Annotated in this window: 12 protein-coding genes; 1 reads left to right on the top strand and 11 read right to left on the bottom strand. The window is 65.3% G+C overall.

Going from position 1 to position 20,405, the window contains the following annotated elements:
* Nucleotides 1–11 precede the first annotated feature (11 nt).
* The 5 genes from DES52_RS00355 to DES52_RS00335 all read right to left on the bottom strand — a co-directional run bounded on the left by DES52_RS00355 (nt 12) and on the right by DES52_RS00335 (nt 7,241).
* The gene (locus DES52_RS00355) at nt 12–893 is read right to left on the bottom strand and encodes an aldo/keto reductase (RefSeq protein ID WP_110884785.1); all 882 of its coding nucleotides are present in this window, start codon (nt 891–893) and stop codon (nt 12–14) included.
* 57 nt (nt 894–950) lie between these two features.
* Nucleotides 951–1,469 (bottom strand): pyridoxamine 5'-phosphate oxidase family protein, encoded by a 519-nt coding sequence (locus DES52_RS00350; RefSeq protein ID WP_110885153.1) that lies wholly within the window; start codon nt 1,467–1,469, stop codon nt 951–953.
* A gap of 214 nt (nt 1,470–1,683) precedes the next feature.
* Entirely contained in the window at nt 1,684–4,257 is a 2,574-nt protein-coding gene (gene clpB, locus DES52_RS00345; protein WP_110884784.1) for an ATP-dependent chaperone ClpB, read from the bottom strand.
* 174 nt (nt 4,258–4,431) lie between these two features.
* Nucleotides 4,432–6,177: an ATP-binding protein gene (locus DES52_RS00340; RefSeq protein ID WP_110885152.1), complete on the bottom strand. Its 1,746-nt coding sequence runs from the start codon at nt 6,175–6,177 to the stop codon at nt 4,432–4,434.
* 20 nt (nt 6,178–6,197) lie between these two features.
* Entirely contained in the window at nt 6,198–7,241 is a 1,044-nt protein-coding gene (locus DES52_RS00335; RefSeq protein ID WP_110884783.1) for a DNA double-strand break repair nuclease NurA, read from the bottom strand.
* A gap of 114 nt (nt 7,242–7,355) precedes the next feature.
* Here DES52_RS00335 and DES52_RS00330 point away from each other — a divergent pair, with 114 nt between their 5' ends.
* A complete protein-coding gene (locus DES52_RS00330) occupies nt 7,356–8,402 on the top strand; it encodes a hypothetical protein (RefSeq protein ID WP_110885151.1) in 1,047 nt (348 codons plus the stop codon).
* Between the two features lie 3 nt (nt 8,403–8,405).
* On the opposite strand, the gene treY is transcribed toward DES52_RS00330, so the two are convergent.
* The 6 genes from treY to metH form a co-directional block, all read right to left on the bottom strand.
* A complete protein-coding gene (gene treY, locus DES52_RS00325) occupies nt 8,406–11,186 on the bottom strand; it encodes a malto-oligosyltrehalose synthase (RefSeq protein ID WP_110884782.1) in 2,781 nt (926 codons plus the stop codon).
* A complete protein-coding gene (gene treZ, locus DES52_RS00320; RefSeq protein WP_110884781.1) occupies nt 11,186–12,970 on the bottom strand; it encodes a malto-oligosyltrehalose trehalohydrolase in 1,785 nt (594 codons plus the stop codon). The genes treY and treZ overlap by 1 nt, the downstream gene beginning before the upstream one ends.
* Nucleotides 12,971–13,121: 151 nt before the next feature.
* Nucleotides 13,122–15,245 carry a glycogen debranching protein GlgX gene (gene glgX / locus DES52_RS00315; RefSeq protein WP_110884780.1) on the bottom strand — a complete coding sequence of 708 codons (2,124 nt, stop codon included), beginning with the start codon at nt 15,243–15,245 and terminating at the stop codon, nt 13,122–13,124.
* 180 nt (nt 15,246–15,425) lie between these two features.
* A complete protein-coding gene (locus tag DES52_RS00310; protein ID WP_110884779.1) occupies nt 15,426–15,923 on the bottom strand; it encodes a hypothetical protein in 498 nt (165 codons plus the stop codon).
* Nucleotides 15,920–16,783, bottom strand: a complete 864-nt coding sequence (locus DES52_RS00305; RefSeq protein ID WP_110884778.1) for a methylenetetrahydrofolate reductase — start codon at nt 16,781–16,783, stop codon at nt 15,920–15,922. The genes DES52_RS00310 and DES52_RS00305 overlap by 4 nt, the downstream gene beginning before the upstream one ends.
* Nucleotides 16,780–20,388, bottom strand: a complete 3,609-nt coding sequence (metH, locus tag DES52_RS00300) for a methionine synthase (RefSeq protein ID WP_110884777.1) — start codon at nt 20,386–20,388, stop codon at nt 16,780–16,782. The genes DES52_RS00305 and metH overlap by 4 nt, the downstream gene beginning before the upstream one ends.
* Between the last annotated feature and the right edge of the window lie 17 nt (nt 20,389–20,405).

Genomic DNA, 20,405 nt, shown 5'->3' with positions numbered 1-20,405 from the left:
GGCTCCTCGCTTCACACCTCGCCGCCCCAGTGCGTTCCATGCGATTCGAACGCGTTCATGACGCGGCGCACGTCGCTCTCGGCGAGCGCGCCCTTCTCGACGATGCGCGCGTTGTTGCGCAAGTTATCGATGCTCGCCGTGCCGACGATGACGCTGTGGACGCAAGGCGCGAAGGCCGAGAAGCGCAAGGCGAACTCGTCCCACGGCAAGTCGCCCGGCGTGAGATTCATGGTGCGCGCGCGCTCCCAGTAGACTTCCACGTACTGCCCCACGGGACGCTCCGCGTACCTCCACGGAGCGTTCGCGATCGGCCGCTTGCCGATCACGCCGAGGCCATGCCGCTCGGCGTCGGGCAGGACGTGGCGCGAACTCCACTGATCGGCGAAGTTCACGCTCGTTTCCACGCTGCCGAAGCGACCCGAGTCGACCGCCCAGCGAAGCTCCTGGTTCTCGCCGCTGTAGGCCGCGACTCGGATTTGACCGCGCTCCCGGGCTCGGTCGAGCTCTGCCAGCAAATCCTCGCGTTGCAGCGTGTGCAAGGGCGGCGAGTGCAGGTGGAAGACGTCGAGGACGTCCGTGCGCATGACGCGCAACGCCCGTTCGACTCCGAGGCGCACCGCGTCGGGCGTCCAGTCCTCCACTCCTTCGATGCCGTACCCGCCCTTCGTGGACAGCACGAACTCGCCGCGCCGAGACGAAAGGTACTTGCCGATGCGCTCCTCGGAAAGCCCGTAGCCTCGCGCCGTGTCGATCAAGGTCACACCGAGGTCGAGCGCTTCGTGAAGGAGACGCTCGGCGTCCGCTTCCGGCAACTGCTCCGCGCCGACTTGCCCCGCGCCCAACCCGAGAACGCTCACCTTGAGTCCCGTCTTGCCGAAGTCTCGTTGCAACATTGGCGCATCCTGACAAAAAAACCGCGCCCTGTCGAGCGCGGTGGGTTCGTCATGAGTTCATTTCAAATCGACGGTCTTGTTTTCCCCGATGTCCGTGGCGGGCTTGTGCGTGACGGCGGCCTTCACCATGCCGTAGAGGTGCACCATCTTCGAACTCGGCGAGTCCCAGTACTCGGCGCTCTCCACGTCCACGCGAATGAGGGCGATGTTGGGGTCGTCGAGGCCGTCGGGAAACCACGCTTTGAGGGGCGGCTCCCAAAGCTCCTGCATCTTGGCCTTGTCGAGCACGAGGTTCGCGCGGCCCGAGACGGAGACGTACGTCTGCTTGCTCGGCTCGCTGTACGCGACGTTGACGTGAGGATTGTGCTGAAACTCGTCGACCTTCTCGGTGTTCTTCCACGTGAAGAACCACAGTGTTCCGTCGAACTCCGCCGACTGGGTGCCCATGGGCCTCGAGTGCAAACGGCCGTCCTCGCTCACGGACGTGAACATGGCGATGCGAATGCCTTTGACGAGTTCGGCGATTTTCTCGATGCCTTCTTCGCGCGTCATGGAAGACTGCTGGTTCTGCGTCATGAGCCGAGTCTCGCCAGTCACGGCGCTTCCCTTCTGCTGCATCGTGCACCTTCCGAAGAAAGCGTGAAGCTTCGAAAAGACTTCGCCGCCACCCCCCTTCGCTTCGCCGGGAACGTGAAGGCGCGGTCGGTCAGGTGCCGCAACACACGCGGATCGGGCGGGGTCAACGAAAAGCCTCCTCTTCCGGCGGGAAGAGGAGGCGCGGCGAGGAGGATCAGTTCACGAGCGCCGTGTCGAAGCTCAGCCGTCCGTTGACGTAGTCCATGGTGAGACTGCTGCCGTCTTGCAGGTCACCGGCGAGGATCTTCTTGGCGAGCGGCGTCTCGATTTCGCGCGAGATCGCGCGCTTCAGGGGCCGCGCGCCGAAGCTCGGGTCGTAGCCGATCGCGGCGAGGTGGTCTTTGGCAGCTTCCGTGAGGTGCAAGGTCACGCGGCGCTCGGCGAGACGGGACCGCAAACCGCCCAGCTGGATGTCGACGATCTTGTGCAGATCGGCGGGCGTGAGCGCGTCGAACACGATGATGTCGTCCACGCGGTTGAGGAACTCGGGGCGGAAGGCGCTTTGCAGGGCGCCCAGGACGCGCTCGCGGATGACTTCGGGGTTTTCGCCGCGCGCTTGAGCCTCCAAGATGATGGGCGAACCGATGTTCGACGTCATGATGACGACGGTGTTTCGGAAATCCACCGTGCGTCCTTGACCGTCGGTGAGACGACCGTCGTCGAGGACTTGCAGCAGCACGTTGAACACGTCGGGATGCGCCTTCTCGATTTCGTCGAGCAGGATGACGCTGTACGGGCGTCGGCGCACGGCCTCGGTGAGCTGACCGCCTTCCTCGTACCCGACGTATCCCGGAGGCGCTCCGATGAGCCTGGCGACCGTGTGCTTCTCCATGTACTCGGACATGTCGAGGCGCACCATGGCGTCCTCGGTGTCGAACAAGAACGCGGCGAGCGCCTTGGCGAGCTCGGTCTTGCCGACGCCGGTCGGCCCGAGGAACATGAACGAGCCGATGGGCCGCCGGGGGTCGCCGAGACCCGCGCGGGCGCGCCGCAACGCGTCGGAGACGCTCACGATAGCGTTGTCCTGCCCGATGACGCGCTTGTGAAGCTCTTCTTCGAGGCGCAGCAACTTCTCGCGCTCGCCTTCCATGAGGCGGCTGACCGGGATGCCCGTCCAGCGGCTCACGATCGCGGCGATGTCCTCTTCGGTCACTTCCTGATGCGCGAACTCGGCGCCCTTGAGCTTGGCTTCGAGATCGGCGACTTCCTTTTCGAGTTGCGGCAGCTTGCCGTAGCGAAGTTCGGCGGCCTTGGAGAGGTCGTAGTCGCGCTCGGCCTGCTCGATCTGGACGCGCACCGAGTCGAGTTGCTCGCGCTTTTCTCGCAGTTGGGCGAGTTCGCCGCGCTCGGCTTCCCACTTCGCCTTGAGGCTCGTGAGCTCGTCGGTGATGGCGCGCAAGGAGTCCTCGATGTCGAGGAGACGTTGCTGGCTGTCCTCGTCCTTCTCCTTGCTGAGGGCTTGGCGTTCAATTTCGAGTTGCAGCTTGCGGCGTTCGAGCGAGTCGATCTGCTCGGGGCTGGACTCCAAGGCCATGCGCAGTCGAGCGGCAGACTCGTCGATGAGGTCGATCGCCTTGTCGGGCAGTTGACGGTCGGCGATGTAGCGCTTGCTGAGGGTCGCCGCCGCCACGAGGGCCGAGTCGGTGATCTCGACGTTGTGGTGCAGTTGGTAGCGCTCTTTGATGCCGCGCAGAATCGAGATGGTGTCCTCGACGCTCGGCTCGTCCACGAACACGGGCTGGAAGCGGCGCTCGAGGGCGGCGTCCTTCTCGATCTCTCGGTACTCGTCGAGGGTCGTCGCGCCGATGAGGTGCAGTTCGCCGCGCGCGAGGGCGGGCTTGAGCATGTTGCCCGCGTCGACCGCGCCTTCCGCTTTGCCCGCGCCGACGATGGTGTGGATCTCGTCGATGAACAAGATGACTTCGCCCGCCGAGTCGACCACTTCCTGAATGACGCCTTTGAGCCGCTCCTCGAATTCGCCGCGGTACTTCGCGCCGGCGAGCAAAGAGCCCATTTGCAGCGAGACGATCTTCTTGCCGCGCAGGCCTTCGGGCACGTCGCCCTTGACGATGCGCTGCGCGAGCCCTTCGGCGATGGCGGTCTTGCCGACGCCGGGCTCGCCGATCAGGACGGGGTTGTTCTTCGTGCGGCGCAGCAGAATCTGCATGGATCGACGGATTTCCTCGTCGCGTCCGATGACGGGATCGAGCTTGCCTTCACGGGCGCGCTGGGTGAGGTCGAGCCCGTACTTGTTGAGGGCGTCGAAGGTGCTTTCGGCGGATTTGTTGTCCACTTTCTTACCTCCACGTTGCTGAGTGAACGCTGTTTTGAGTCGATCGGGGGTGGGAAGGTCGTTGCCCGCCGCGCCCTTGTACTGCCCGCGCACGGCGAGGAACAAGGTGTCGATCGCGACGAAGGCGTCGCCGAACTCGGTGGCGAGCTTCTCGGCTTCACCGAGGGCGCGGGCGAGGGCGGGGTCCATGTACAACTGGCCGCCGTCTCCCGACACGCGCGGTTGCTTGGCGAGGTCGGTTTCGAGCGCGGCGCGGGCCGCTCGGACGTCGCCTCCGGCAAGCTCGACGCCGCTCACGGCGGGAGAGTCGGCTTGGGCGAGCGCGGCGAGCAGCACGTGCGCGGGCATGAGCTGTTGGTGGCCCTTGGAGAGGGCGTCTTGCTGGGCGGCCGCGATGGTTTGCAGGGCGGCTTCGGTGAAACGGTCTGGATTCATGTCAGTCGTGCCTCCGGCAGAAGGACGTTTGCCTTAACTGACACGAGTTTACAAACTTGAGTGCGTATGTGTCAAGTTTGTTGAATGAAGATAGTTAGGAGAGAGGAGCGGGTCCACGCGAGAAGCATGGACCGAGCGCGGCGGCACGGACACGCTCCTACGCCTTCATCACGGCTACAAGCCGAGGAGCGTCGCTCCGACCGCCTCGACGTCCTCGTCCTTCACGGCCGTCTTCACCTCGTCCTTGCGCGTGGCGTACGCCGGAAAGGGAAACTTCACGAGGACCGGCGAGGGCAGTTCGGGTTGCGTCACGAGCATCGTGCCAGGTTGCAGAATGCCCGCCCGCAAACGAAAGCTCTGCGGCAAGAAGCGATACTCGGGCCGCTCGGCCTCGGCGACGTCGAGGCGACCCACGACGCGAATCGCGGCGTTCGACGTGATGCGGCGCTCGACTTCCGACGCCGTCTGCTGCGCGCCGATGAGGATGATGCCGAGGCTTCGCCCGCGCTCGGCGATGTCGAGCAAGACGTCCTTGATAGGGCTCTCGCCATCGCGCGGCGCGTACTTGTTGAGCTCGTCGAGAACGATGAACACCGGGCTACGGTCGCCGGTCTTCTCCTTGTACTCGAACAAATCTCGCAGCAACGCCCCGACGACGAACATCTGCGCGTGCGCCGACAGGTCGTGAATGTCGACGACGCTAAGCTGCACGCCTCGGCGCATGGGATTCGGAAACGACGCGTCCGCCTGCCGTTGCGAGAGGTCGCCGCGCACGAGCTTCGCGAGGTGCTTCTGAACGCCCTTGAGGCGACGAATGAACGCCTGCACGGTGCCCGACGTGTGCGAACCGACCCAGCGGCGATCGCCCGCGCCGTCGTTTTCCACGGTGAGCTTGTACTCCAAGTAGGCGACGAGCTCGCGAAAGCCGGTGATGCGCTTCTTGCCCATGTCGTCGAACTGGATGTCGAGGTCGAGGGTGTCCTCCTCGTCGGCGTTCCAATCGGAGACGGTGAGGTAAGGCGTTTCCTTGCCGCTCAAGGCGAGGCGATACAGCTTGTCTTCGATCGACCCGATGATGAACCCGAGGTTCACGCTCGCGTCGCGGTCCGCGAAGCAAAAAGGCAGCAGACGCTTCGCGCAGAAGTCGCGCACCGTCCACGCGAACGGCGTCACGCCGTCATTGCGCTGTCCCGTGGCGGGCACGAGCGTTCCGCCTTCGCTGAGAGGCGGCGCCAAAAGCTGCACGTCCTGAAAAGGACGCTTCGGCAAGCCGAGCGCCTCGTACCGATCGAACTTCGCCGCTGCCTCCTTCTCGTCGAGCTTCGCGTTCGGCAAGTCGAGGAACATCAAGTCCTCGCCCTTCACGTTGAAGATGAGCGCCTTGGCGTTCGCGCGGCGTGTGCCGAGCGCTTGCGAGTTGAAGATGGAGTACAGCAGGAACAGCGCGTAACTCGTCTTCGTGGCGACGCCCGAAACGCCCGAGATGTTGACGTGCGCGCCGCTCGAACCGTCGAGAAACTCGAAGTTGAGCTCCAGTATGCCGCCGTTCGGCAACAAGCCCGCCGGGACACGCGGCACCTCCTGCTTGTCCTGATACAAGGCCTTCTTGAAGTCGTCGCCTTGCGCGAACGACACCGTGTCGCCCGGCTGGATCGGAATGAACTCCTCCGGATCGAGGCGAATGACGCGCACGTGCGCCGAGTAGGCGGTGTTCACGGGAAGCAAGCCCGCCTTGACGTCCTCCACGTCGCTTTGGAAGGTCACGCCCTCGTGCTTCTTGACGACCTCGTCCACCATGCCGTAGAAGGCGACCTCGCTTCCGTCGGGTTTGCGAGTTCGCGCGACGACGACGTCGTCGAGCCGCACGGTCACGCCCGCCGCGACCAGAAACCAAAACTCGTACGGCGTCGCGCCCTCCATGCCGAGGACGGTTCCGATCGTCACGACGCCACCCCGAGCTCGGCGCCGATGTGCGCGCGAATGCGGCGCATCACGAGCGACTGGTCGCCCATGGCGCGGCCCATCGCCTGCTCCAAGGCGCGCGTCGGAATGAGGTTTTGCGGCGCCCGCGGGTCCTTGAAGCTCTTCGAGCCCAGACGGCACAGCAAGCTGCCGCTGAGGTCCGCGATCGCCTTCACGATCGGCGGCAGGAAGTCGGGCTCGAACGGCGCGTGCATCTCGAGGCGCATCACGCCCGCGTACGGATGCTGGTAGAACTCCGCTTCGCACAAACGCACGTACCACGTGAAGCGCGCCTCCTCGGCCCGCCCGCCTTGCTTGTCGTAGCGGAAGTGCAAGATCGGCGAGCGCTCGCCCGGCTTCAACTCCGCCAGCAGATACGCCCGGTCCGCCGAGACGTACAAGGTCTGCATCGTCTTCACGCACCCGACGACCGCCCCGCCGCCCTTGCCGGTTCCGAAGCGCAGCGGTCCGTCTTGCAGCGTCAACACGGCGAGGGCTTCCTGCTCGTCGTCCTCGTCGAACGGCACTTGGGAAGCGTAGCGATGAGAGAGTTCCTGCTCGGTCTTGAGCATGATGCTTTGCAGGAACTGCTGCGGCGCGTTCTGGTCGCTTCCCGGCACCTTGTATGGCGTGTACAACAGCTCGCCCGAGTGTGGATCGCGCGGCACGAGGCGCACGTCGTCGCCCTTCCACTCGCCGCACACCGCCAGGACACGCCGCGCCTTCACTTCGTGCAGCCTCGCCTCGCGGCTTCCGTGCGGGCAAAGCTCGACCGCGCCGACGGCGTACGCGCCGTACCCGCCGAAGATCGCCTCGCCGTCGTCCTCGACGAGCAGGCGAGCTTCCATCCTCGGCTTGCCGTCCACGACGTACACCGTGTGCAGATTCGTCGGAATGGGGCGCGCGTCCACGGCGGCCCAGCGGTCCTGCTCCACGTCCACGACGTCGCCGGGAAAGGCGTTCTTGAGGCTGAGCTGCGCGTCCAGCGTGTCGATGGGCCAAGGGTCGAGGCGAATCCGCATGGAGGTATGGTAGCCCGGAATCAGGTTCTTGTCATAAAACGGTCGCGAATTATGAGGAACGACAAGCTGCCCGCGCCCTTGTCCTCGGAAAGTTCCACGCTCATAGTGAGCCTCATGACGACCTTACCCGGCCGCTCCACCCCGGCCGTCCAACCCGATCGGCCCGAGGCCACCCCCGCGCAGAACCTCGTCACGATCCTCGTGAGCTGGTGGCTGATGATCGGCATCTTCATCGACGGATGGGCGCACAACACCCTCGGCGAAGAACTCGAAACCTTCTTCACTCCTTGGCACGCCGTGTTCTACTCGGGCTACCTCGTGACCGCCTTGTGGATCGGCTCGCTCGTGTGGCGTCGCTGGCGCGAAGGTCGTCGAGGACTTAGCGCCGTTCCCGTCGGGTACGGCATGGCCCTGCTTGGCATTCCCGTTTTCGCCTTCGGCGGTGTCGGAGACATGCTGTGGCACATCGCGTTCGGCATCGAAGTGGGCATCGAGGCGCTCTTGAGCCCCACGCACCTCCTGCTGTTCCTCGGCGCCGAACTCATCGCCGTTTCGCCGCTCGTCGCTTCGTGGCGAGCGCGCACGTCCAGAAAGGCGCCCGCCGCGAACGTGTGGCCCGCCGTGTTGTCCGCGACGGCCGCCTTGTCCTTCGCGTCGTTCATGAACATGTATTTGTGGGCGCTCTACCGCGTTCCGCAGGGCTACGGCGAGAACGCGTCGAGCGGCGATCTCGCGTCGATCCTGCTCACGGCCGTGATGCTCGCGGCGCCCGTCTTGCTGCTCGTGAAGCGCTGGCAGCTTCCCTTCGGAGCCGTCACCGTACTGTACGGAGTGAACTCCGCGTTGATGATCGTCCTCGCGCCGTGGCTCGGCGACGCGCGGTGGCGCGTCCTGCTCGTCGGGCTCGTCGCGGGATTCTTGACGGACGTGCTGATCGCCGTGCTGCGCCCTTCTCCGAAGCGGACCGTCGAGCTTCGAATCTTCGCGACGGCCTTGCCGCTCACGGTGTGGCTGCCTTACCTCGGAGGCGCCCAAGCGCTCGGCTTGTTGTCCATCAGCCTCGAACTCTGGCTCGGGGTGTGCGTCATGGCGGCCCTCGGCGGCCTCGCCCTGAGCGGCTTGATCGTGCCGCCCGCCCTGCCGAGCGAGGCCGAAGGCTGAGCGTCACGCGCGAATCAGCAAGGCCAGCGGAAAGTGCGCGAACACGTCGGCGAGCCTCAGGATTTTGCCGCGTCCGACCGCGTGCTGTTCGCCCGTGAAGACGTTGACGTAGGTGCCGCTCGTCGGCATAGGCACGGACAAGTCACTCCACCCGTCGCCGAGCGCCCACGGCGCTTGCCCTTTGGTGAGCGTCAGGGTGAGGCGCGGCGCGAGAACCACCGCCGCTTGCTTTCCGAGGGCGCGCGCGAACGCCACGACGTGCTCACCCGCGTCGAGCGGCACGTAATCGCCTTCCGAGAACAACGTCGCGTGCTCTCGGCGCGCGTTGAGGGCGACGTGCGACACGAGCAGCTTCACGCCTCCGTCTTCGTACGCCTGCAACAAACGGTCGGCCAAGCCGATCTTGTCGTCCTGACCCCCGTCGATTTGCCGCGTGAACTCCTCGAGCTTCGCGTAATCCACGGGACGGCGGTTGTCGGGATCCACGAGGCTCTGGTTCCACACCTCGCTGCCTTGATACGTGTCCGGCACGCCGGGCGCCGTGAACTTCACGAGCACCTGCGACAAGCCGTTTTGCGCTCCGTACGGCGAGACGCGCTCGTGCAAGGCGGTCATGTCGCGCGTGAACGCCTCGTCGGCGAGCATGCCGCGCACGAACGCCTCGACGCCCTCCTCGTACTCGACGTTCTGGTTCGTCCAACTCGTGAAGCGCTTCGCCTCGCGAATCGCCTTCATCATGTAATCCACGAGGCGGTCGGCGAAGCCGTCGAAGTTGCCGTCGAGCGGCCACGCGCCGAGAACGTTTTGGTAAAACAAGTACTCGTCGGCGAGGCTCGGCGCGCGAACGTCCTCCACGTCGCGGGCGTACGAACGCGCGAGTCGGCCCCACGACGACAGGTACGCCACCCAAGAGTCGTGCAACTCCGTCAAGACGTTGATTCTCGCCCGCGTGTCCTCGCCACGCTTCGTGTCGTGCGTCGACGTGGCGATCATCGCGTGCGGCCACTTGTTCGCGCGCCGAGCCGCTTCCTTGTGAAAGTCTTCGAGCGGCATTCCGAAGTGGCCGGGGTCGCCGCCGACCTCGTTGAGCGACACGAGGCGGGCGAAGCGGTAAAACGCCGTGTCCTCGGCGCCCTTGGCCGTGACGGGTCCCGTCACCTGCTGAAACTTCAACGCGAAGTCGAGGTAGCGCCCGTCGCGCGCCCGAAGCACCTCGGCGAGAAAATCGAACACGGCGGGCGAGAGTTCGCGCGCTCGTCGCTTCGCGCCCCGAATGGCCTTTTCGATGTGCCCGTTGTCGGCGCGCTCGCGCGTGCCGTCGGGTCGCACGTACGTGCGGTACACGGGGAAGCACGCGATGGTCTCGATGATGGCCGTGCGAAGCGCCGTGAGGGTGAAGTCGCGTGAACGGCGGTCGGCTTCGGCGAGGCGCTCGAGGCGCTCGGCGAGAACGTTGATCTCGGACGCGAGGGCCGAGCGCATGATAAGGCGCTTGCCTTCGTAGAGAAGCTCCTCGTACGGCTGGGTTTCACCCGTGAACCGTCGGTACAACGCCGAGAAGTCGCCTTCGACGTCGCGCTTCACGAACACGCCGTTGAGTTGCGCGAGAAAGTCGTATCCGGTCGTTCCGTGAATCGGCCAGCGGTCCGGCAGCGTCTCGCCGGGCTCCAGGATCTTCTCGGCGACGACGTAGAGCGGCAAGTCGCGCGCTTCCTCGCCCGCCTGCCTCGCTCGGCGCTCTTGCAGGGCGCGGAAGTAGCCCAACGGATCGTACAAGCCGTCGGTGTGGTCGAGGCGCACCCCGGTCACGAGTCCCTCCTCGACGAGGTCGAACAGCAAGCCGTGCGTCTCCTCGAAGACGGCGGGGTCCTCCATGCGAAGGGCGGCGAGATCGTTGATGTCGAAGAAGCGACGGTAATTGATTTCCTCGCCTGCCACGCGCCAAAACGCCAAGCGGTAGTTCTGCCGCTGGATGAGCTCGTCGAGAAGATCGACGTTGTCGGGCGCGTTGTACTCGGCGATCACCGCGTCGAGCGCCGCGCCGACTTCCGCCGAGGATTGCGACAGCGTCCGCAACCGCCGCCGCAGCACCTCCTTTTCGCGGGCGCGCGTCCGCCGCGCCGCGAGATCCGAGTCGGCCGCGTCGGGCAGATTGCGCGCGCTGAGGGCAATGCTTTCGAATTCCATGCGGTCGGGGTGATCTTCGGGCAACTCGGTGAGTCGCGTCGCGCGCTCCAACAGGGGCGTCAGCGATTTCGGCGACACGGGAAAGACGCGTTCGTAGTAGCGCAGCAAGATGCGGCCGTGCGTGCGCTCCAACTTCAACTCGCCGTTTTCCAGCACCCGACCGTACTGATCGCCGAGGGTCGGCAGCAAGACCTTGCCGTCGAGGCTGCGCTTGAGCGGTTGCCACTCGATATCGAAGAAGTCCGCGAAGCGGCTCGACAGCCCGTTTTCCAAGACGTCTTCCCACAAGCGGTTCTCGCCGCCCGCGATGCCCATGTGGTTCGGCACGAAGTCCACCACGCAGCCCATGGCGCGCGAACGAAGCTCGGACGCGAGCGCCCGGAAGTTCTCCTCGCCGCCCAGCTCGGCGCTCAAACGGTCGTGCGCCACGAGGTTGTAGCCGTGCGTCGAGCCCGCCACGGCTTGAAAGGGCGGACTGAGGTACACGTCCGAAATGCCGAGCCGCTCCAAGTAAGGCAAGATCCGTCGAGCGTCGGCGAACGTGAAGTCCTTGTGGAGCTGCAAGCGATACGTCGCTCTGGGAATCCGCGCGGGCATCAGCGCGCTCCTACCAAAATCGTCGCCGAGCGCGCCGCGAGGCCGCTGCCTTCGTGCGTCGCCGCGACGGGGGAGAGGTCGCGGAAGCGCGCGGGAATCTCGACTTCCTCGTGGCCGAAATTCACGAGCAGCACCCGCTGCTGATCGTCGTTCCAACGGCGCACCCACAGCACGTCCCCTTCGGTGCCCGCCGCGAGGTCACGCCGCGAGCGGTGCGTCAGCACGGGGTCTTCGCGGCGCAGGCGCAGCAGCTCTCGGTACAAGCCGAGCGTCTTGGCGTGCACGCCGTCGTTCGCCTCGTCCCAATCGAGCTTCGACGAGTGAAAGGTCGTCTCGTCTTGCGGATCGGGAATCTGCGCGCGCAACTCGGGCTTCTGAAATGCCTCGAAGTGCCCGAATTCTTCCAAGCGGCCCGTGCTGACCGCGTGCCCGAGTTCGCCTTCATGGTCGCTGAAGAACGCGAAGCGCGTGCTCGCCATCCATTCTTGGCCTTGAAACAGCAAGGGCACGGTCGGCAAGAACAGCAGCAGCATCGACGCCGCCAAAAAGCCGTCCTCGCCCGCCGTTTCCTGCAAGCGGTCGCCGAAGGCGCGGTTGCCGATCTGATCGTGGTTCTGGACGAAGTAGATCAAGTTCGACGCTTCGAGCTCGTCGGCCGGCTTTCCGCGAATGAACCCCGGCTCCAGCGGCCACTCGCACTGCCCGTAGTACAACCAACCCTCGGCGATGCCTCGGGCGAGCTCATCCACTTTGGGCGCGTAGCACCGGAAGTGTCCGTCTTGCTCGCCCGTGAGGCACACGCGCACCTGATGGTGGAAGTCGTCCGCCCAGATGCCGTCCATGTGAAACTGCGTGACGAGGTCGGGTAAGTTTCGGTAGTCCTCGCAGAACAGGAAGTGCGAGCCGCCCAACGCGTGCACCTTGTCGGCGAGCTCTTGCAGGATGTGGTACTGCGAGTCGTCTTGGATGCTTTGGGTGGCGTCGAGACGAAAGCCGTCGAAGCGGTACGTTTTCAGCCAATGCTGCGCCGAGTCCGTCACGAGCGCGCGCAAGTACGGATTGGTGTAGTCCAGCGCGTCTCCCCACGGCGTCTTGTGCCGCGCCGTGAAGTAGCGATCCGAGTACACGGGCAGGTAGTTGCCGCTCGGCCCGAAGTGGTTGTACACCATGTCGAGCAGCACGACGAGGCCGAGTCCGTGCGCCTCATCGATCAGGCGCATGAGGTCCTCGGGCGAACCGTACTCCTTGAAGGGCGCGAAGTGCGCCACGCCGTCGTAGCCCCAGCCCCAACGGCCCGGAAAGGCCGAGAGCGGCAGCAACTCCAGGCAATTGACTCCGAGGTGCGCGAGGTACGACAACTTCTCCGTCGCCGCCGCGTACGTTCCCTCGGCCGTGAACGTCCCGACGTGCAACTCGTAGATCACGAGTTCCTCGCGGCGTACCTTCGGGTGGTCGTGCTTGAATTCGTACGAAGGCGCCCACACCTCGGCGGGGCCGTGCACGCCGTACGGCATCCAACGCGCGTACGGATCGGGCCACGCGTCGCCGCCGAGCGCGAACTTGTACAGCGCGCCTTCCTTCACGTCCTCGAAGGTGCCTTCGAACAACCCGTCCGCCACGCGCCGCAGCGAGCGGCGCTCCAGCTCGTTCTGATCACGGTCGAAGAGCACGACGTCCACGGCGTCCGCCTGCGTCGTCCACGCGCGAAAGGTCGTGCCGTTCGTGTCCGCGTGCGCGCCGAGCAGCGGAACTTGCCGTTGGCTTGCCGATTGGATTTGCGTCATTGGTAAAATCCTTCACTCCAACCCTCTCCCGCGCGGGGAGAGGGAATGTTTTTCGTCGGTTGTTCCGCGTCGACCGCCTCTTCGGGCGTCGCCGAGCGCTCCGCCTCCTCGTGGTTGCGTGCGAGGAAGGCAAAGCGTCGCGGCGCGAACGTCAGCGGACGCAGCGGTACAGCTTCAAGCTGCGGTTGATCAATTGTGTTTCGGTGCCGGCGGCCACGACTTCCTGCGCTTCGTCGTTCGACGTGTCGAGCAGGAGTTCCCACGCGGTGCAACCGCCGAAGTCGGGCACGGTGAACGGCAAGTTCTCGCTCGACGCCGACAGCAGCAGCAGGAAGTGATCGTCTTGCAACGGTTGGCCGTCCTCGCCGACGTCGGCGATGCCGTTGCCCGCCAGGAACACCCCGAGGCTTTGCGTGCCAGGATTTTGCCAATCCTCGTCCGTCATCTCGGCGCCGTCGTGACGCAACCACATGATGTCGCGAATGTCCGTGCCGCGAATGGGCCGACCGGAGAAGAACTTGCGCCGATGCAACGCGGGATGCGATTGGCGCAGATGGATGAGGCGCCGCGTGAACTCCAGAAGCTTCTCGTCGACGCTCGACCAGTCGTACCACGAGATCTCGTTGTCTTGGCAGTAGGCGTTGTTGTTGCCGTGCTGGGTGCGCCCCATCTCGTCTCCGCCGAGCAGCATCGGTACGCCTTGCGACAAGAAGAGCGTCGCGAGCAAGTTGCGCTGCTGGCGCGAGCGAAGCGCTTCGATGTCCGGGTCGGTCGTGGGGCCTTCGGCGCCGAAGTTCCACGAGAGGTTGTGGTTGTGGCCGTCTTGGTTGTTCTCGCCGTTGGCCTCGTTGTGCTTGTCGTTGTACGAAACGGTGTCGCGCAGCGTGAAGCCGTCGTGGGCGGTGACGAAGTTGATGCTCGCCCACGGCTTGCGACCGTCGTCCTTGTAAAGGTCCGAGGAGCCCGTGAGGCGGTAGCCGATTTCGCTCGCGAGGCCGCCCTCGCCTTTCCAAAAGGCGCGCATGTCGTCCCGGTAGATGCCGTTCCACTCGGCCCACTTCACCGGGAAGTTCCCGACTTGATAGCCGCCCTCGCCGACGTCCCACGGCTCGGCGATGAGCTTGACGTGGCTGAGCGTCGGGTCTTGGTGGATGATCGTGAAGAAGCTGGAAAGCTGTTCGACTTCGTGCAGACCTCGCGCCAAGGTGGACGCGAGGTCGAAGCGGAAGCCGTCGACGTGCATCTCCGTCACCCAGTACCGCAACGAGTCCATGATGAGCTGCAGCGTTTGGGGATGACGAACGTTGAGAGAGTTCCCGGTGCCCGTGTAGTCGAAGTAGTGGCGTTGATCGCCCGCCACGAGGCGGTAGTACGTGGGGTTGTCGATGCCCTTGAAGCTCAAGGTCGGCCCCATGTGGTTGCCCTCGGCGGTGTGGTTGTAGACGACGTCGAGAATCACCTCGATGCCCGCCGCGTGCAACGCCTTGACCATCTCCTTGAACTCCGTCACCGCTCCCACCGGATCTCCGGCGCGGAAGGCGGCCGAGTAGCGCACTTCGGGCGAAAAGAAGTTCAGCGTGGAGTAACCCCAGTAGTTCGTGAGGTTCTTGTGCAGCAAGAACGGATCGTCGAGGTGCGCGTGGACGGGCATCAGTTCGATGGCGGTGATGCCGAGGTCCTTGAGGTACGACACGACCGCCGGGTGGGCGAGGCCCGCGTACGTGCCGCGCAGTTCTTCGGGCACCTCGGGATGCGTCATCGTGAGGCCTTTGACGTGCGCCTCGTAGATGACGCTTTTGTGGAAGGGGACGTTCGGCGAGTGGTCGCCGCTCCAGTCGAAGCGGTCATCGATGACGACGCCGAGGGGCGCGCCGCGCTGATCGTTCGTCTCCATCGTCAAGTCGTCTTTGCCCATCTTGTAGGCGAAGACGCCCGCGTCGAACTGCTCGGTTCCCGACAGGGCCCGGGCGTACGGATCGAGCAGGACGACGTTCGGATTGAAGCGCAAGCCGCGCTCCGGAGCGTACTCGCCATGAACGCGGTAGCCGTACATCTGCCCGGGCTTGAGGCCGTCGATGTACAGGTGCCATACGAACGCCGTCTGCTCGCGGACGGGCACGCGCGTTTCGACGCCCGTTTCGTCGAACAGGCAAAGCTCCACGCCCTTGGCGTTCTCGGAGTACAGCGCGAAGTTCACCCCCTTTCCGTCGTAGCGTGCGCCGAGCGGGTAAGGTTGGCCGAGTCGAACTTTGAGGGGCGTCTTCGTGAGGGTCATGTTCTCTCCAGGGTGAAGGGTCGGCGGTCGAGCTGGAAAAGCGTCGAAACAAGGTCGTCTTCACAGACGACCTTGGGCTTGAGGCAAGGAAAAATCGAGCCCGCCAGGGCTCGATTTCAGATTAGTGCCGGTCTATAGGGCTTGGTGTACATACAACATTAATTCACTCACGACAAAACCTTAAAAACCCAGCCGTCCTCTCGGACCTTGCAACTCGGCGAGCTTCTCGGGCGTCCACAACTCGTAGTGGTACATCGGAAACTGCCGTTTGAAGCGGCCGACCTTGTCCCAAATCTCGGCGTTGTCGCGGCCCACCACGAGGACGAGGCGCAGAATCTGGTCCATGTTGTCGTACACGTAGAAGTCGAATTGAAACGCCTGCTCGTTCCCCTTGTCGGTGAAAAGCGGAAAGGAAAACGGACGATAGCGCCAAGGCTTTCGGCGCTCCGTCAAAATCGCGGCCGCGACGCGCTTGAGGCTGGACTCGGGAAAGGAGTGCGGTCGCCCGTCACGATCACGAAAGACCGCGTCGGGCGGCGGCGCCTTGAGTTGCACGGGCGTGAAGCGCGGTCCGGAGCGACGCGGTTTGTCGGCGCTCTTCACGCTCGTCGGTCGATCTGTCTTGGCAGGCTTGCCGGGCCGCGCCGCGGTCTTGGAAGGTCGTTTCGGCCTCGTCATACCGGCAGTGTAGCGCCCAGGACTTCTCGCGCCACGTCCGGCTTGCCGAGCGGGTACAAGTGCACGCCCGCCACCCCGAGGTCGCGCAAGTCCTCCACGAGGCGCGCGCTCCACTCGATGCCCGCCGCCTTGCCTCGTTCCTCCACGCGCGTCAGCAGTTCGGTCGGCACCTTCGCCCACTTCGACACGTTCTGCGCCATTTTCGCCGAGCGGATCGGCAGCACCCCGAACAGAATCGGTAAGGGAGGCGTACCGATGACGTCCAAGAAGCGCTCCACGTCGTCTCTCGAAAACACGGGCTGCGTCTGCGCGAAGGTCGCTCCGGCGTCCAACTTCTCGCGCAACCTCACCGCCTCGGCTTGCAAGTCTGGATTCGTGGGATTGAGGGCCACGCCGACGCCGAAATCCGTGTGCCCCCCGAGGTCGCGGCCCGTGAGCGACCGCCCCTCGTTGAGGCCCCGCGCGAGGCTCGCCAGCCCGTCGGCACCGAGCTCGAACACGCCCGTCGCGTCCGGATGGTCGCCGCGCGTCGGCGGGTCGCCTCGAAGACACAGCACGAAGCGCACCCCGAGGGCGTGCGCGCCCAGCAAGTCCGCTTGCAGCGCGAGGACGTTGCGATCGCGGCACGTGAGGTGCGCGATCGTCGTGAGGCCCGTTTCACGCTGAACGATACTCGCCGTGACGGTCGAGTTCATGCGCAGGTTCGCCATCGGCGAATCCGACACGTTCACCCCGTCCACCAACCCCACGAGGGCCGTCGCTTCCGAAATCGTCGGGGTCGGGTCCGGACCGCGCGGCGGATCGAGCTCCGCCGTCACGACGAACGATCGACCGAGTTTGTCCGCGAACTTCACCGTCATGCCGTCACCTCCTCGCGCTCGTACCCGAGCACGGGCGCGAGCCACCGTTCCGCTTCACGCACCGTCCACCCCTTGCGCCGCGCGTATTCCTCGACTTGATCGCGCCCGATGCGTCCCACTGCGAAGTACGCCGCGTCCGGATGCGCGAAGTACAAGCCCGACACGCTCGCGGCGGGCGTCATCGCGCACGACTCCGTGAGCGTCAAGCCGATTTCGTCCGCGTGCAGCAACTTCAGAATCGTTCGCTTCTCCGTGTGATCGGGTTGCGCGGGGTAGCCCGGCGCGGGCCGAATCCCTCGGTAACGCTCCTTCACGAGGTCCTCGGTCGACAGATCCTCGTCGGCCGCGTAGCCCCAGAAATCGCGGCGCACGTCCGCGTGAAGCTTCTCGGCGAACGCCTCGGCGAGCCGATCGGCGAGCGCCTTCACGAGAATCGCCGAGTAGTCGTCGTGCGCCGCCTCGAAGGACGCGGCGAGTTCCTCCGCTCCATGAATCGTGACGCCGAAGGCGCCCACGAAGTCTTCCTCGCCGACGAAGTCCGCCAACGCGATGTTCGGTCCGCGCTGGTCGCGTTGTTGCCGAAGGGTGTGCAACGTCACGTCGGCTTCCGGCAAGTGGACGTCGTCACCGACGCGGCTCGCTCGGTACAAGCCCAGCACGCCTCGCGCACGCAAGCTCTCGTCTTTCGACACCCGCTTCAAGAGCCGCAAGGCGTCGTCGTGGAGTTTGCGCGCTTCCGGCCCGACGACCGGGTCGGCGAAGATCTTCGGATACACGCCCTTCAATTCCCAGGCGATGAAGAACGGTGTCCAGTCGATGTAGGGCACCAACTCGTCAAGCGAGGGACGAACGACGTGCCGCCCTGCGCGAGCGGGCGCCGTCGTGGCCGCCTCGAACTTCGGCGCCCTCGCTCTGGCCTCGGCGAGCGTCAGCAACCGCACCTTCTTCTCGCCGTGGCGAGCCCTCGCCGCGTCGTACTGCGCTTCGACCTCGACCAAAAAGGCGTCGCGGTCGCTGCCGAGCAGGCTCGACGCGGTCGTGACGGCGCGGCTCGCGTCGAGGACGTGCACGACGGGAGCCGCGTATTTCGGCGCGATGCGAAGCGCGGTATGCGCCCGGCTCGTCGTCGCTCCACCGATCAGCAAGGGCACCGAGAGGCCCGCGCGTTGAAAGTCCCCGGCGACGCTCGCCATCTCGTCGAGGCTCGGGGTGATGAGGCCCGAGAGTCCGACGAGATCTGCTCGCTTCGACGCCTCCAAGATCCGCTCGGACGACACCATCACCCCGAGGTCCTCCACCTCGTAGCCGTTGCAGGCGAGGACCACCCCGACAATGTTCTTGCCGATATCGTGAACGTCGCCCTTCACGGTCGCCAAGACGACGCGGCCCTTCGCGCTGCCTTCGACGCGCTGCATGTGCGGCTCGAGGTGCGCGACGGCCCGTTTCATCACGCGCGCGCTCTTCACGACTTGCGGCAAGAACATCTTGCCCGCTCCGAACAAGTCCCCGACGACGTTCATGCCGTCCATCAAAGGACCCTCGATCACCGCGAGCGCCGAGCCGAGCTCGCCGAACGCTTCGTCGGCGTCGGACTCCACGAAGTCCGTGATGCCGTGCACCAAGGCGTGCGACAGCCGCTCTCGAACGGGCAGCGAGCGCCAAGCGGCCTCGTCCACCTTCGCCTTCTTCTCGCCCGCGAACTTCGGCGCGATTTCCAAGAGCCGCTCGGTCGCGTCGGGCCGCCGCGCCAAGATCACGTCCTCCACGCGATCTCGAAGCTCGGCGTCGAGATCGTCGTACACGGCGAGCATGCCCGCGTTCACGATGCCCATGTCGAGGCCCGCCTTCGTGGCGTGGTACAAGAAGACCGAGTGCATCGCCTCGCGCACCGGGTTATTGCCTCGAAAGCCGAACGAGACGTTGGAGATGCCGCCCGACACGAGCGCTCCGGGCAAGTTCGTCTTGATCCACCTCGTCGCCTCGATGAAGTCGAGCGCGTACCGATCGTGTTCGACGAGACCCGTGGCAACGGTGAGGACGTTCGGATCGAAGATGATGTCGGTCGGCTCGAAGCACGCGTCGTTCACGAGGAGGCGGTAGGCGCGCTCGCAAATCTCGGCGCGGCGCTCGAACGAGTCCGCTTGGCCGCGCTCGTCGAACGCCATCACGACGACCGCCGCGCCGAGCCGCTTCACGAGCGCCGCCCGACGCAGGAATTCCTCCTCGCCGTCCTTCAGCGACAACGAGTTCACGACGCCCTTGCCCTGCACCTTCTTGAGGCCGGCGGCGAGCACCTCGAAGCGGCTCGAGTCGAGCATCACGGGCACGCGCGCGATGTCGGGCTCGCTCGCCACGAGGTTCACGAAGCGGCCCATCGCCGCCTCGGCGTCGAGCAGGCCCTCGTCCATGTTCACGTCGATGACTTGCGCGCCGTTCTCGACTTGCTGTCGCGCGATTCGCAAGCCCGTGTCGAAGTCACCCGAAAGGATCGCCTTCGCGAACTTCGGGCTGCCCGTGACGTTCGTGCGCTCCCCGACGTTCACGAACCGAGCCGCCTCGCCGGCCCGCACGACGAGCGGTTCCAAGCCCGACAAGCGCAAGGCGGGCGGCAGGGGAGACGGCCGACGCGGCTCGACGCCCTCGACCGCCGCCGCAATCGCCGCGATGTGCTCGGGCGTCGTGCCGCAGCAGCCTCCGACGATGTTCAGCAGCCCTTCGCGGGCGAAATCGCCGAGGATGCGCGCCATGTAGGCCGGGCTCTCGTCGTAATCGCCGAACTCGTTCGGCAAGCCCGCGTTGGGGTGGATCGACACGAACGCCGACGTGTTCGACGCGAGGGCGCGCAGGTGCGGCCGCAGCATGTCCGCGCCGAGGGCGCAGTTCAGCCCGAGGCTCAGCAAGTTCGCGTGCCCGAGGCTGATCGCGAACGCCTCGGGCGTCTGACCGCTCAAGGTGCGTCCCGACGCGTCCGTGATCGTTCCAGACACCATCACCGGAACTGCCACGCCGCGCCGCGCGAACACTTCCTGCGCGGCGAACACCGCCGCCTTGGCGTTGAGGGTGTCGAACACGGTCTCGATGAGCAGCAAGTCCGAGCCGCCGTCGAGCAGACCCTCGATCTGCTCTTGGTACGCCTCCGAGAGCTCGTCGAAGGTCACGCCGCGAAAGCCGGGATCGTTCACGTCGGGGCTGAGGCTCGCCGTTCGCGCCGTCGGCCCGACGGCGCCCGCCACGAAGCGCGGCCGTCCGTCGCGCGCCTCGAACTCGTCGGCGACCCGTCGCGCGAGCCGCGCGCCCTCCACGTTGAGCTCGCGCACGAACGCGGCCGTCTTGTACTCGGCTTGAGAGACGCTCGTCGCGTTGAAGGTGTTCGTCTCGACGATGTCCGCGCCCGCCTCGAAGTACGCACGGTGAATGGCCGCGATGAGGTCGGGCCGCGTGAGATTCAGAAGGTCGTGGTTGCCTTTGAGGCGCGTGTCCGGAAAGTCCTCGCGGCGATAGTCCTCCTCGGTGAGGACTTCGCGCTGAATCATGGTGCCCATGGCGCCGTCGAGGATCAGGATGCGCTGCCGAAGCTGCGCTCGAATATCTCTGAGTTGTTGCAAGGAGACTCCAAATGAAA

It is taken from the genome of Deinococcus yavapaiensis KR-236 (assembly GCF_003217515.1).
Taxonomy (GTDB): domain Bacteria; phylum Deinococcota; class Deinococci; order Deinococcales; family Deinococcaceae; genus Deinococcus_A; species Deinococcus_A yavapaiensis.
The sequence above is the reverse complement of the archived record's forward strand: the minus strand, read 5'-3'. Positions and strand labels throughout refer to the sequence as shown.